Source organism: Mycobacterium botniense (assembly GCF_010723305.1).
Taxonomy (GTDB): domain Bacteria; phylum Actinomycetota; class Actinomycetes; order Mycobacteriales; family Mycobacteriaceae; genus Mycobacterium; species Mycobacterium botniense.
On the sequence record NZ_BLKW01000001.1, the window covers coordinates 1 to 13571 of the forward strand.

The following is a 13571-nucleotide window of genomic DNA, read 5'->3' on the forward strand; positions in this document are numbered from 1 at the left end:
GCGAGGAGGTTGTGACCAGCGAGGGCGTCATCGGGGGAAGGCGATCTGCTCAACCCCGATGAAATTCCACCCGCCAGATCGTCTTGCAGCAGCCGATTCTGCGCAACCACGAGCTGGCCAAGCTGATCAACCTCGACCCCGAAATCGAGGTCAACGGCCGTCGGCACGGATTACGTTCCCAGGTGATTCGGTGCCTCTACCCGTGGCCGAGGGCGGCGCAGGCCTGAAGGCCGCGCTGGACGAGGTCCGGGCGCAAACGTCGGCGGCGATTGCCGACGGCGCGCGGATCATCATCCTCTCCGATCGCGAGTCCGACGAAACCATGGCCCCGATCCCGTCGCTGCTGGCCGTGTCGGCGGTGCACCACCATCTGGTCCGGGCGTTTACGCACCCGGGTCGGGCTGGTGGTGGAGTCCGGCGACGCCCGCGAGGTGCACCACATGGCCATGCTGGTGGGCTTCGGTGCCGGAGCCATCAATCCCTACATGGCGTTCGAGTCAATCGAAGACATGATCGACCGCGGGTGCTCGAAGACATCGACCGTGAGACTGCGCAACTACATCAAAGCCGCCGGCAAGGGTGTGTTGAAAGTGATGTCGAAAATGGGCATCTCCACGCTGGCGTCCTACACGGAGCGCAGCTGTTCCAGGCGGTGGGCATCTCGCAGGAGTGCTCGACGAATATTTCACCGGTCTGAGCTGTCCCACCGGTGGGATCACCCTCGACGACATCGCCGCCGACGTCGCCGATCGCCACCGGTTGGCGTTCCTGGATCGGCCTAACGACCGGGCGCACCGCGAGCGGAGGTTGGCGGGGAATACCAGTGGCGCCGTGAGGGAGGTATCACCTGTTCAACCCCGAGACCGTCTTCAAACTTCAGCACTCCACCCGCACCGGCCAGTACAAAATCTTCAAGGAGTACACGAAGCTGGTCGACGATCAGAGCGAGCGGCTGGCCACACTGCGCGGGCTGCTGAAGTTCAAAACGGGTGTGCGTCCGCCGGTGCCGCTCGATGAGGTGGAACCGGCCAGTGAGATCGTCAAGCGCTTCTCGACGGGGGCGATGAGCTACGGCTCGATCTCGGCCGAGGCACACGAGACGCTGGCCATTGCGATGAACCGGCTGGGTGGACGTTCGAACTGGGGGGAGGGCGGCGAGCACGCCAGCCGCTACGAGCGTGACCCCAACGGTGACTGGCGCCGCAGCGCCATCAAACAGGTGGCCTCGGCCCGGTTCGGCGTCACTTCGCACTACCTGACGAACTGCACCGACATCCAGATCAAAATGGCCCAGGGCGCCAAACCCGGTGAGGGCGGGCAGCTTCCGGGCGCCAAGGTGTATCCGTGGATCGCCGAGGTGCGGCACTCGACCCCCGGGGTCGGGTTGATCTCCCCGCCGCCGCACCACGACATCTACTCCATCGAGGATCTGGCGCAGCTGATCTACGACTTGAAGAATGCCAACCCTGCGGCGCGGATTCACGTCAAGCTGGTCGCCGAGGTCGGCGTGGGCACAGTCGCCGCGGGTGTGTCCAAGGCGCACGCCGACGTGGTGTTGATCTCCGGGCACGACGGCGGAACCGGCGCGGCGCCGCTGACCTCACTGAAGCACGCCGGCGCGCCATGGGAGCTGGGGCTGGCCGAAACACAGCAGACATTGCTGCTCAACGGCCTGCGCGACCGGATCGTGGTCCAGGTGGATGGGCAGCTTAAGACCGGACGCGACGTGATGATCGCCGCATTGCTGGGCGCCGAAGAGTTCGGTTTCGCCACAGCACCGTTGGTGGTGTCCGGCTGCGTCATGATGCGGGTATGTCATCTCGACACGTGCCCGGTGGGTGTAGCGACGCAGAACCCGATTCTGCGCCAGCGCTTCACCGGCAGGCCCGAGTTTGTCGAGAACTTTTTCCTGTTTATCGCTGAGGAAGTCCGTGAATACATGGCACAGCTGGGTTTCCGGACCCTCAACGAGGCCGTCGGTCAGGTCGGTTCGCTGGACACCACCCTGGCGCGCGCGCACTGGAAAGCGCACAAACTCGACCTGACTCCTGTGCTACACGAGCCGGAGTCGGCATTTATGAATCAGGATCTGTACTGCAGCTCCAGCCAGGACCACGGTCTGGACAAAGCACTCGACCAGCAGCTGATCGTGATGAGCCGCGAGGCGCTGGACTCCGGAACCCCGGTGCGCTTCTCCACCACCATTTCCAACGTCAACCGTACCGTGGGCACGATGCTTGGCCACGAAGTGACGAAAGCATATGGCAGTCAAGGTTTGCCGGATGGCACCATCGACATCACCTTCGACGGATCTGCAGGTAACAGTTTCGGAGCGTTCCTGCCCAAAGGCATCACGCTGCGGGTATACGGTGACGCCAACGACTACGTCGGAAAGGGTTTGTCCGGAGGCCGTATCGTGATCCGTCCCCCGGACAACACGCCGGAAAACTATGTCGCCGAAGATAACATCATCGCCGGCAATGTGATCCTGTTCGGTGCCACCAGCGGCGAGGCCTTCTTACGCGGTGTGGTCGGCGAACGGTTCGCGGTCCGCAACTCCGGCGCGCATGCGGTGGTCGAAGGAGTCGGTGACCACGGGTGCGAGTACATGACCGGCGGCCGGGTGGTCGTACTTGGCCGCACCGGACGCAACTTCGCGGCGGGCATGTCGGGGGGTGTGGCCTACGTGTACGACCCGGATGGAACCTTCCCGAGCCACCTCAACACCGAAATGGTGGATCTTGACCAACTGGACGAGGACGACCTCGAGTGGCTGCACAGCATGATCGAAATGCATGTCGATGCCACTGATTCCGCGGTCGGCCAACGCATCCTGGCTGACTGGCCAACACAACAGCGGCACTTCGCCAAAGTGATGCCACGCGACTACAAGCGAGTGCTGCAGGCGATCGCTGAGGCGGAGCGCACCGGCACCGACGTCGACCAGGCAGTGATGGCGGCTGCCCATGGCTGACCCGACGGGCTTTTTGAAGTACACCCACCGGGAGCTGCCGAAACGTCGACCGGTGGAATTGCGTGTGCGCGACTGGAACGAAGTCTACGAAGACTTCGACGAGCGCATCGTGCGACGCCAGGCAACCCGCTGTATGGACTGCGGTATTCCCTTCTGCCACAACGGGTGTCCACTGGGTAACCTGATCCCGGAGTGGAACGATCTGGTGCGCAGGGGCCGGTGGCGCGACGCGATCGAACGGTTACATGCCACCAACAACTTCCCGGATTTCACCGGGCGGCTGTGTCCAGCACCATGCGAGCCGGCATGTGTGCTCGGGATCAACCAGGACCCGGTGACTATCAAGCAAATCGAGCTGGAGATCATCGACCGCGCCTTCGAGGAAGGCTGGGTGCGGCCGCTGCCGCCGGACAGGCTGACCGGCAAAACCGTCGCGGTGGTCGGCTCAGGGCCGGCGGGCTTGCCGCCGCTCAGCAACCCGTGCCGGTCACAGCGTGACCGTCTTCGAGCGCGCCGACCGCATCGGAGGCCTGCTGCGTTACGGGATTCCCGAATTCAAGATGGAAAAGCGTCACCTCAACCGCCGGCTGGAACAGATGCAACAGGAGGGCACCGAATTTCGCACCAACGTCAACGTCGGGTGGACATCGCAGCCGATCAGCTCCGCGCCGAGTTCGACGCGGTGGTGCTGGCCGGTGGCGCCACCGCCTGGCGTGAACTGCCCATTCCCGGTCGTGAACTCGATGGGATCCACCAGGCGATGGAGTATCTGCCATGGGCTAACCGGGTACAGGAAGGTGATGACGTGCTCGGGCCGGACGGTCAGCCACCGATCACAGCCAAAGGCAAGAGGGTCGTGATCATCGGTGGCGGCGATACCGGGGCCGACTGTCTGGGTACCGTGCACCGGCAAGGCGCGATCAGCGTGCACCAGTTTGAGATCATGCCCCGTCCGCCGGACACCCGCGCCGAATCCACCCGTGGCCAACCTATCCCCTGATGTATCGGGTGTCGGCGGCCCATGAGGAGGGCGGGTGTTCTCGGTTAACACTGAGGAATTCGTCGGCCGCAACGGGCATGTCACCGGGCTCAGGGGGCATGAGGTGCGAATGGAGAACGGCAGGTTTGTCAAGGTCGAGGGCACCGATTTCGAACTCGGGGCCGACCTGGTGCTGCTGGCGATGGGGTTTGTCGGCCCGGAGAAAGAGGGGCTGCTCACCGACCTGGGCGTCGAGTTCACCGACCGTGGTAACGTGGCCCGCGGCGACGATTTCAGCACCTCGGTGCCCGGCGTGTTTGTCGCCGGCGACATGGGCCGGGGTCAGTCACTGATCGTGTGGGCGATCGCCGAGGGCCGCGCTGCGGCGGCGGCCGTGGACCGCTACCTGATGGGGAGCAGCGCGCTGCCGGTCCCGATCAAGGCGACGACCGCGCCGCAACGCTAGCCCGGCTTTCATGGAACAGCGCCGATAATTGCTCGGCGAGTCGCTCAGCGTTTGCCAGCTGGTGGGTGTGTAATAACCGGATGTGGCTCTGCGTTAAAGTGGAGTCCAGGTTCAGTCGACCGATTGCTGGAGTGATCACCGTGCCTCTCACCGCAATACCGCAGTCACGGGTGGGACGAATCGCCTGGTCATTGTTCCGACACCCGTTGAAGAGCCGTGAGTTCCCGGCCAAGCACGAACGGCTGGTCACAGCTGAGGATCTGTTGCGTTTCGGGGTGTAGTCCAGGCTGACGCGCGCGCTGGCTACCGCATCGACATTTGCTCAGTTTTATTAAATTGTTATCTGAGGGCGATGGCGCGGAGATATCGCCCGGCCTCAACCAGGCGGGGCGGTTCGGCTGCCGCGCATGACCCGGCCAGCCGGTCACTCTCGATCGCATAAGCCCGAGTCCCGGATGGCCTCAGCCAGCGGCTGCAGCACGGCCGGGTCATGCGGCGGTGCGATATACACGATTCCCAGGTCCAGTCCTTCGGCTTCCAGCGCCGCCGCGTTCTCGATGACCTGCCCGTAGTTGCGGTCCGGCCCCAGAAAAAGGTGCGCAGAAAGCGTGATCGCCTCGGGGTCCCGGCCGATATCGGCACAATGGGCGGCCAGCACGTCGCGCTTACGGGCGAATTCCTCGGCCGGGCCGCCGACGAAGTTCCAGTGCTGGGCATACCGCGCGGTGATGCGCAGCGTCCGTTTTTCGCCGCTGCCGCCGATGCAGATCGGCGGGTGCGGGCGCTGCGGGCCCTTGGGCTCGTTGCGAGCGTCTTTGAGCTGGTAGTAACGGCCGTTGAAGGTTGTGGTCTCCTGGCTGAGCAGGCTGGTCAGCACCTGGCAGGCTTCCTCGAATCGGTCCATGCGCTCTTTGATGCTGCCTAACTCGATGCCATACGCGCCCGACTCTTCTTCATTCCAGCCGGCGCCGATGCCCAGTTCGAGTCGGCCACCGGAGATGATGTCAAGTGCTGCGGCCATATTGGCCAGCACCGCGGGGGTGACGGTAGTGGATACCGGTCACCAGAGTGCCCAGCCGAAGCCGCGTGGTGGCCTGCGCGAGCGCGGTCAGCGTGGTCCAGCCTTCCAGGCAGGGGCCGGTGGAATCCGAGAAGATCGGATAGAAGTGGTCGAACGTCCATCCAGACTCGAAGACCTCGATATCGTCGGCTTGCTTCCAGAGGGCCAGCATGTCGGTCCAGGTCGTGTGTTGCGGCGAGGTTTTGAAGGCGAATCGCATGATCTGAAAGTACCCGGAGACCACGCGACTACACTCGGCGCGCAATGAGCTGCGACCTTGGTCTGGACACCACAATCACGCTGCTGGGGGCCGGCGTGCTCTTTATGCTTGCGCTGGGCCTCGGTGTCTGGAAGTACCGCCAGATGGTGAGCGCCGAGGATCACCGCGCTCATCCCTATGTCGATATCGCGCACCGGGCCGCGCTCCTGTATTCGTTCGCGACCCTGCTGATCGCGGTCTTCGTGGAACTGAGCGCCTGGCCGGCGTGGGTGAACTTGACCGCGGCGATGGTAGCGGTGTTTTTCTTCCTGGCGGCCACGGTCAGCTATATCACTCATGGCCTGCTCCGCGACACCACCAACCAATTCGAACGGCGCACCCGGGGCACAGCGGTGTCCATGACGATGCTCATCGTCGGTGAAATCGGCGGCTTCGGAGTGGTGTTCGCAGGGTTCATCGCAGGGCAGCTGGGGTGACGCGGGCACACTGAAGGCTATGGATCCGGTGACCGCGCTCCGGCAGATCGCCTACTACAAAGATCGGGCCCGCGATGATCCGCGGCGGGCGATGGCCTACCGGCGGGCAGCCGATGTCCTGGCGGCCCTGGACGACGCCGAACGCGAACGTCACGGCCGAGCCAACAGCTGGCAGAGCTTGCCGGGCGTCGGACCGAAGACGGCCCAGGTGATCGCCCAGGCGTGGGCGGGTCGTGAACCTGATCTTCTGGTGCAATTACGCTCTGCCGCAACAGACTTGGGTGGCGGCGAGATCCGGGCAGCGCTGCGTGGTGATTTGCATCTGCATTCAAACTGGTCGGATGGTTCCGCGCCGATCGAGGAGATGATAGCCACTGCGCAGACGTTGGGGCATGAGTACTGCGCGTTAACCGATCACTCACCGCGGCTGACGATCGCCAACGGCTTGTCCCCGGAACGGCTGCGCCGACAGCTAGAGGTGATCGCGGGGTTACGGGAGCAGTTCGCCCCGATGCGCCTCCTGACTGGCATCGAGGTCGACATTCTCGACGACGGCAGCCTAGATCAGGAGCCCGAGCTGCTGGCCCGCCTCGACATTGTGGTGGCCAGTGTGCATTCGACGTTGGCGATGGACTCAGTAGCGATGACCCGCCGGATGCTGCGGGCCGTGGCGAACGAGCACGTCGATGTACTCGGCCATTGCACCGGTCGGCTAGTTGCGGGTAACCGCGGAATCCGGGCCGAGTCCAGCTTCGACGCCGAGGCGGTGTTCACCGCCTGCCGCGAGCACGGGACCGCGGTGGAGGTCAACTCTCGCCCGGAACGGCGTGACCCGCCGATGCGTTTGCTGAATCTGGCGCGTGATCTCGGCTGCCTGTTCAGTATCGACAGCGATGCGCATGCGCCCGGCCAACTCGACTTCCTCGGCTACGGCGCACAGCGTGCCCTGGACGCCAAAGTACCCGTTGACCGGATCGTCAACACCTGGCCGGTCGAGCAATTGCTCACCTGGGCAGGCTCGCAGGATTGATCAGCTCTCCGGCCGCGTGGTCGGCAGACCTGTCCCTGAGCTGGTGTCACCGTAGATGCTGGTGACCCAGATGTGTCAGCGTGTCCAGCACACGGGCTTCCGGCACGGAGGGTTGTTCGGCGGCGAACGATGCGAATAGCACCCGCTCGTTCATCAGGTTCAAGGCGGTGGCCAGCTCCCGTGCCGGCAGGGTGTTTGGCGCCGTGCCCCGGGCGCGCTCAGCCTCGATGGCGGTAGCGGTGTGCGTGATCCACTTCTGCATGAACGTCGACCACAGCTGGCGAACATCGGGACTGATGTCCCGGGCTGCCCACCCGGCCCGAGTCACACCCGGTGTGACCCGAACGTCTCGAAGAACACGTTAATACCAATGCGCCACATCTCCTCACGGTGGCCCGGCGGGCTCTCAATGAGGCGTTCCAGCGCGGTGTCCGCCTCGGTGACCACCCGATCCAGCAAGGTCAGCAGCACCGCTTCCTTGGAAGCGAAGTAGAAGTAAAACGTCGGCCGGGAGATGCCGGCACCCTTAGCCAAGTCGTCCACCGAGATATCGGGCAACGGCCGCTCGTCGAGCAGGCGTTCAGCGGTGGCCAGGATCGCCAGTTCACGGTCGTCACCGGAAGGACGTGCGGAACGCCGGCCGCGGCTCGGAGGGGGACGGACAGCAGGACCGGTCACGACCCCGAGCTTACGCCATGTCGACAATATCGACGCAGTGTTGACTCTATCAACAGTGTGTTGATACGGTGGCCGTATGACTGAGCACCTTGATGTCCTCATCGTCGGGGCTGGCATTTCAGGCGTGAGCGCGGCCTGGCACCTCCAAGAACGCTGCGCAACGAAGAATTACGCGATTGTGGAGAAGCGCCAGAGCATGGGCGGCACGTGGGATCTGTTTCGTTATCCAGGCATTCGCTCAGACTCGGATATGTACACCTTAGGCTTCCGGTTTCGGCCCTGGACCGGGCACCAGTCCATCGCGGAGGGGCAGCCGATTCTCGAATACCTGAAAAGCACTGCCGTGATGTACGGCATCGACAAGCGCATCCGGCTGAACCACAAAGTGATTGGTGCCGACTGGTCCAGCGCAGAGAATCACTGGACCGTCCGCGTCGAAAACGACGGTGCGGAACAGTCGATAACGTGTTCGTTCCTGTTTTTATGCAGCGGGTACTACAACTACGAGCAGGGCTACTCGCCCACGTTCGCCGGTGCGGAGGATTTCACCGGGCCGATTATTCATCCGCAGCACTGGCCCGAGGACCTCGATTACACGGGCAAGAACATCGTCGTCATCGGCAGCGGCGCTACCGCAGTCACTTTGGTTCCGGCACTGGTGAATTCCGGAGCCGGCCATGTCACGATGTTGCAGCGTTCGCCGACATATATCGTCTCCCAGCCTGACCGGGAGCCGTGGGCGGACAAGCTCAAATGGTTGTCTGATGAGAAGGCCTACACCGTGATCCGGTGGAAAAACGTGCTCCGCCAGTCGCTCGTCTACCAGGCCTGCCGGACGCTGCCGACGCGAATGCGCAAAATTTTGATGGACCTGGTCAAACGCCAGCTGCCCGAAGGCTATGACGTCGAAACACACTTCGGTCCCCGCTACAACCCGTGGGACCAACGGCTGTGCCTAGTGCCCAACGGGGATTTGTTTCGCACCATCCGCCACGGCAAGACCGAGGTGGTGACTGACACGATTGAGCGGTTCACCGCGACCGGTGTCGCGCTACGCTCCGGGCGTGAGCTGCCGGCTGACATTATCGTCACCGCCACGGGATTGAACCTACAGCTATTCGGTGGTGCGACCGTGAGTGTCGACGGACAGCCCGTGGACCTGACCCGGACGATGGCCTACAAGGGCATGATGCTCTCCGGCCTCCCCAATCTGGCCTACACCGTCGGCTACACCAACGCCTCGTGGACCTTGAAGGCCGACCTGGTGTCAGAGTTTGTCTGCCGTCTGTTGAACTACATGGACGCCAACGGATTTGACACGGTTGTGCCGGAACATCCGGGGCCGCACGTCGATGAGCGGCCTTTTATGGAGTTCACCCCCGGCTATGTGCTGCGGTCGCTTGATGAACTGCCCAAACAGGGTTCACGCACACCGTGGCGGTTGAATCAGAACTACCTGCTGGACCTACGGCTGATCCGGTACGGCAAGATTGCCGACGAAGGTTTGCGGTTCAGCAAACACACTGCCGCGGTCACCGTTTAGACAGTGCGCCAGTGATAGGGGTGAAAGCTCGGACGCCGCAGCTCTAGCCCGACCTCGGGGTCGGCGATGGCGCGGGAGTGACGACGACAATACCGTCGTCGTCACTGTAGGCGATATCGCCGGGCACGAACATCACCCCAGGTGAACCACCACATCACGTTCACCGGCACCGGTCTTGGTGCTCGTGCGCGGGTTGGTGCCGAGTGCTTTAATACCAATGTCGATCTCGCGCAGCGCGGCGGCATCCCGGACCGCTCCGTAGATGATCAGCCCCGCCCACCCATTGGCGTATGCCGAGCCGGCAATAACGTCGCCGACCAGTGCGGTGTGCAGTGACCCGGCGCCGTCAACAATCAGCACCCGGCCATGACCCGGCTCGGCGAGCACCGATTTGACCAACGCGTTGTCCTGAAAGCAGCGCACCGTGCTGATCGTTCCGGCGAACTGGGTACGGCCACCGAACTGGCGGAACTGCACATCGCAGCTGCGCACACCGGGACCGATTGCATCAACCAAATCCGCGGTGGCCCGGAAGGTTACCGGCACCGTGACATATTAGGCGAAACGACGGCGGAGTTGGCGCAGCAGCAGTAACGCTAACAAACTGGCGGCAATAGCTACCGTCATCGGGACGAAGAACCGGGTGGGGGCGGGAGCGGAGGTGTCGTCCGTCATCGGATTGCGGGCGGCGGCGACCGCCGACTTCGCGTGTGCAGCTGCCTCTTTGGCTGCGGTGGCTAGCTGACCGTTGGTTTCGATCCGGCGCTGGTCGGCTGGTTTCGGCTGGGCAGCTTCAGTGGCTTTAGCGGCAGCCTTCTTAGCCGTTGCCTTCTTGGTGGCCGTCTTTTTTGCCGGGGCTTTTTTAACCGGCGCCTTCTGTGCTTTCTTTGCGGCCTTAGCGGCTGGCTTCTTGGCCGGCGCTTTCTTAACTGCTTTTTCCGCGGGCGGCTCTACCGTTGGCTCAGGGGGCGTTGCGGGCGGCTGTGATGAATCCGGTGTGGAGGCGATATCAGGCACCCTGTCAGGTGGCGCCGGTTCCGTGTCGCGCTGGCGGGGTGGATCCTGCGGGTCTGCCATGTGGCTGCTCCTTTGCCGTGTCTCGTCGCGCGCGCCCGTCGCGAACACCAGCAGTCCCGACCCATCATGCCAGCACGGACGGCCGCAGTGTCCGGCGCGGGCTCACCGCCAGAACTGCCGCCGCACCGCCCACAGCGCAGCGCCGCCCACCACTGCCAAGGTCGCGGCTACGAACGGCCAGAGCGGGACACCGTCACCGGGGTGAGTGGGGAAGGTGGGCGGGCCGGGGCGGCCAGTGCCGGGCACGGTGAGCCGAAACGACCATGAGCCCGCTACCACGTGTCCATCAGCCGAGGTCACGCGGTAGTTCACCGTGTAGGGGCCGACCGGGCCCAGGGGGCGTAATGCGATGCTGACGGTGGCACCCGCACCTGCGGTTGACCAGTGGACCAGATGTTGCCGTCCGGCCCGACAACGGTCATCGCGGCGAAGCCGCTCTGCAGCTCTTCATTGAAGGTGGCCGTGACACGTGCGGGACTGGTCGTGACCGCGGCATTCTCGGGTGGGTCGGCTGCTACCCGGGTGGCATGGGCCGCCGCCAGAGCGCTCGACGACACCAGCAGCGCCGTGACCAAAACGGCGACGGCGACCATCCGCATCATGTTTGTCATGCTGCGCCACTTTCACCGTTCAGCCCGAGGCGGCGGACGCGCGAGCGGCCATATGGTGTGACGGTCATTCCAGCCCCAATCGCGCCATCAAGTCGGCTTCGATACCGTCGAGCTGTCTGGCGATCGCGGAGTGGGTGGCGCGTCGACGTGCAGCGGGCATGGTTTCTGCAGCGGTAATAGCGGCGGACAGATCGGCTAGCCGGTCACTCACGGCGGCCACGAACTGCTGGGTTTCGCCGTCTCGGGGTTTCTTGTCCTGCACCGCTCGGGTGAGTGCTCGGCACCGGCCACCCGGGCCGACAGTCGCGCACCATGCCCGGAGAATCGCCCGATCTGGGCCAACGGGATGCCCAGCCGGTCCGCGCGACGCTGGTCGATGAGTCCACGGGCCGCCATCGCCGCCCGGTACACCAGTGGCACCAGGATCGGGGCGAGCAATCGAGATACCGTCAAAACCCGGCGGATACGAGTAGGTGACAGCAGCTTACCCTCGCGAGCCGCTTTGAGTTGGGCCTCAGCGATCTTGAGCGCGGCACGATCGCTCTCCCGCTGAGCCTGCAACTGCGCTTTGAGCGCTTTGGCTTCAGCCCGCTGGGCGGATTTGATGCGCCGTGCTTCATTCTTTGCGGCCAGCTTGGCCTCCAGCTTGGCGCGGGCCTTGAGCGCCCGGCTCTCGGCGCGACGAGTCGCGCGGCTCTTTCGCTTACGGAACAGACCCATTCCCGCCGCCTCCCGAATTGTCGTGCACTCTCGCGACGTGTGCGATCCGAGCCCACCCTAATCGGCAGCGGTCGACGGCTGTGGGCCAGGTGAGGGACAGATGGGGCAGATGGCCGCGTTATGCCACCCGCGAAAGCTCATGTGTCCAGATGCTCTTTACGGCGTAGCTCGTTGACACGATCTTCGATGTCTTGCTGGGCCTCAGGCGATAAGTCAACCAGCCGCCCCACGATGCGGCGAATATTTTCGTCCCGCATGGTGGCCAGCCACGACAACTCCTTGTCGAGTTTTTCGTAGTACTCGTCGTCGGTGAAGTAGGCCGGTTTGATCCGGAAAAAGTTCGCAAGCGCCGCCATTGTCGCTGCCGAGGGGTTCGTGCGGTTGCCGGAGCGCAGTTGCGAGAGGTAAGGAGCCGACATCGTGATGCCCTCGGCCTTCAGCGCTGCGATGACCTCAGCGGAGGTATGCGGTCCCCGTCCAGGCGGATATACGGTGTCGAACAGTCGGTTCAGGCGGGCAGCGAACGTCGTGCTCATCGATATGACCTCCACCGGGCTTGCGAGAGTGAATGGTTGCCTGCACGTATTTGCTGATCATGGTAGCGAGAGTTGTGTCCACAACCAAGTGCAAACTGCACAAATCGCTGACGCGGCGGCAACCTGCGTGGTAGGGATATCGAGAAACGTGAAGCTACTCCCACAGAGCAATCCCGAAGGACGCGGATTTCGGCTCGTATCCACGGGATGCACTACAGACACTGGGTAGCGGAGCGTTACGGTTATAGTGTCTGAGGGAATCTGGCGGTCCTACGCCGCTGACGTCACCCGGCGTCAAGCAACGCACACACTATTGTGTCGAATCCGGAAACCACTTTGCTGTGGGTTCTGGGGGATCGCGGCAAGCGTCCAATGGCGCGTGCAGAACCGGCCGTCATGGCCGCCTGCCGGCGTCGGCGACAGAGGGCTAAGCGACCGGGTTCACCCGCCACCGGGCCGATACATTCGGGGCTTTCGGGGACGTGGCCCGACTGAGTGGCGGCGCCCCCGGTCCAAGCCGGGCTCGGGAATTTGACACCGGTTATGCAGCAAGCAGCATGGCCAGGATCGCAGTGTCGGGATGGCTAATAGGGTCGACGCCGACCCGACTCACCATCGAGGTGACGGTACCGTCGGCCTCGGCTTCGACCCAGGCCGCGCGGTGTTCCAGGCCCAGATGCGGCAGCCCGGGCAGCAGTACGCAGCCCGATGCCGCCCCAGCACATTCCGGCAGTGACGGTGTGGTTTCCGACGGGGGGTGCAGCATCATTAATGCGGGCGGCTGCTGATCGGAGAAATAGCCGGGTGGAATAGCCGAGTCACCGACGACTGTCCCTTCAGCAAGCACCAAACCCACAGTGCCGGGTTCCGGTTCGTCCGGCAGTTCTTCGCGAGCGCCGAACACCGTTGTGGTGGAGAGCAATCCGGGGAGTGATGCCACCCACACCGCGACCCGTAGAAGTTGGGCCCACTCCTTCGTCGAATCGGGCCACCGTCCAGAAATCACGAACCCCTTCAACGTGCCGTGGGAATGGAACGGGGTGACTTCAACCGCCCGGCCTGACCCTGTTCCCATTGCGCCCTCCGCTATACCTCCCATTCGGGGTAACGCGACATTTGGTGGATGAAACGTCGATTAGACCAGGATGCGCCCCACGTGCGTGGCGTGCAAGCCGACACGGGTAGGGAGACAGGGCGAAAG

6 protein-coding genes and 7 pseudogenes are annotated in these 13571 nt (G+C 63.7%); 5 read left to right on the forward strand and 8 right to left on the reverse strand.

Annotation, left to right across the window (positions count from 1 at the left end):
- Both gltB and G6N08_RS00010 read left to right on the forward strand, forming a co-directional pair.
- Positions 1-2974 (forward strand): annotated as a pseudogene (gltB, locus tag G6N08_RS00005) (glutamate synthase large subunit); the annotation flags it as partial.
- Positions 2967-4419: pseudogene (locus G6N08_RS00010) on the forward strand (glutamate synthase subunit beta). The pseudogenes gltB and G6N08_RS00010, both read left to right, overlap by 8 nt.
- 424 nt (positions 4420-4843) lie before the next feature.
- Here G6N08_RS00010 and G6N08_RS00015 read toward each other — a convergent pair.
- A pseudogene (locus tag G6N08_RS00015) lies at positions 4844-5699 on the reverse strand (LLM class F420-dependent oxidoreductase).
- Between the two features lie 44 nt (positions 5700-5743).
- Here G6N08_RS00015 and G6N08_RS00020 point away from each other — a divergent pair.
- Together G6N08_RS00020 and G6N08_RS00025 are read left to right on the forward strand one after the other, a co-directional pair.
- The gene (locus G6N08_RS00020; protein WP_163753112.1) at positions 5744-6175 is read left to right on the forward strand and encodes a hypothetical protein; all 432 of its coding nucleotides are present in this window, start codon (positions 5744-5746) and stop codon (positions 6173-6175) included.
- 19 nt (positions 6176-6194) lie between these two features.
- Positions 6195-7205 carry a PHP domain-containing protein gene (locus G6N08_RS00025; RefSeq protein WP_163753114.1) on the forward strand — a complete coding sequence of 337 codons (1011 nt, stop codon included), beginning with the start codon at positions 6195-6197 and terminating at the stop codon, positions 7203-7205.
- On the opposite strand, the pseudogene G6N08_RS00030 reads toward G6N08_RS00025, so the two are convergent.
- Positions 7206-7985: pseudogene (locus G6N08_RS00030) on the reverse strand (TetR/AcrR family transcriptional regulator).
- Here G6N08_RS00030 and G6N08_RS00035 point away from each other — a divergent pair.
- Entirely contained in the window at positions 7960-9426 is a 1467-nt protein-coding gene (locus tag G6N08_RS00035) for a flavin-containing monooxygenase (RefSeq protein ID WP_163753116.1), read from the forward strand. The pseudogene G6N08_RS00030 and the gene G6N08_RS00035 sit on opposite strands and share 26 nt — an antisense overlap.
- Positions 9427-9469: 43 nt before the next feature.
- Here G6N08_RS00035 and rraA read toward each other — a convergent pair.
- The 6 genes and pseudogenes from rraA to G6N08_RS00065 all read right to left on the reverse strand — a co-directional run bounded on the left by rraA (position 9470) and on the right by G6N08_RS00065 (position 13445).
- Positions 9470-9972, reverse strand: a pseudogene (rraA, locus tag G6N08_RS00040) (ribonuclease E activity regulator RraA).
- 9 nt (positions 9973-9981) lie between these two features.
- A complete protein-coding gene (locus G6N08_RS00045; protein ID WP_281352664.1) occupies positions 9982-10503 on the reverse strand; it encodes an Rv3852 family protein in 522 nt (173 codons plus the stop codon).
- Positions 10504-10605: 102 nt separating this feature from the next.
- A pseudogene (locus tag G6N08_RS00050) lies at positions 10606-11096 on the reverse strand (copper resistance CopC family protein).
- A gap of 82 nt (positions 11097-11178) precedes the next feature.
- A pseudogene (locus tag G6N08_RS00055) lies at positions 11179-11834 on the reverse strand (DUF6474 family protein).
- Positions 11835-11971: 137 nt separating this feature from the next.
- Positions 11972-12370 (reverse strand): helix-turn-helix domain-containing protein, encoded by a 399-nt coding sequence (locus G6N08_RS00060; RefSeq protein WP_163753118.1) that lies wholly within the window; start codon positions 12368-12370, stop codon positions 11972-11974.
- Between the two features lie 541 nt (positions 12371-12911).
- Positions 12912-13445 carry a peptidase gene (locus G6N08_RS00065; RefSeq protein WP_163753120.1) on the reverse strand — a complete coding sequence of 178 codons (534 nt, stop codon included), beginning with the start codon at positions 13443-13445 and terminating at the stop codon, positions 12912-12914.
- Positions 13446-13571 lie beyond the last annotated feature (126 nt).

What these genes read in the sequence shown, in the direction of transcription:
- G6N08_RS00060 (WP_163753118.1), bottom strand. Translation starts at nt 12,370, where the DNA reads ATGAGCACGACGTTCGCTGCCCGCCTGAACCGACTGTTCGACACCGTA.
- G6N08_RS00020 (WP_163753112.1), top strand. Translation starts at nt 5,744, where the DNA reads ATGAGCTGCGACCTTGGTCTGGACACCACAATCACGCTGCTGGGGGCC.
- G6N08_RS00035 (WP_163753116.1), top strand. Translation starts at nt 7,960, where the DNA reads ATGACTGAGCACCTTGATGTCCTCATCGTCGGGGCTGGCATTTCAGGC.
- G6N08_RS00065 (WP_163753120.1), bottom strand. Translation starts at nt 13,445, where the DNA reads ATGGGAACAGGGTCAGGCCGGGCGGTTGAAGTCACCCCGTTCCATTCC.
- G6N08_RS00025 (WP_163753114.1), top strand. Translation starts at nt 6,195, where the DNA reads ATGGATCCGGTGACCGCGCTCCGGCAGATCGCCTACTACAAAGATCGG.
- G6N08_RS00045 (WP_281352664.1), bottom strand. Translation starts at nt 10,503, where the DNA reads ATGGCAGACCCGCAGGATCCACCCCGCCAGCGCGACACGGAACCGGCG.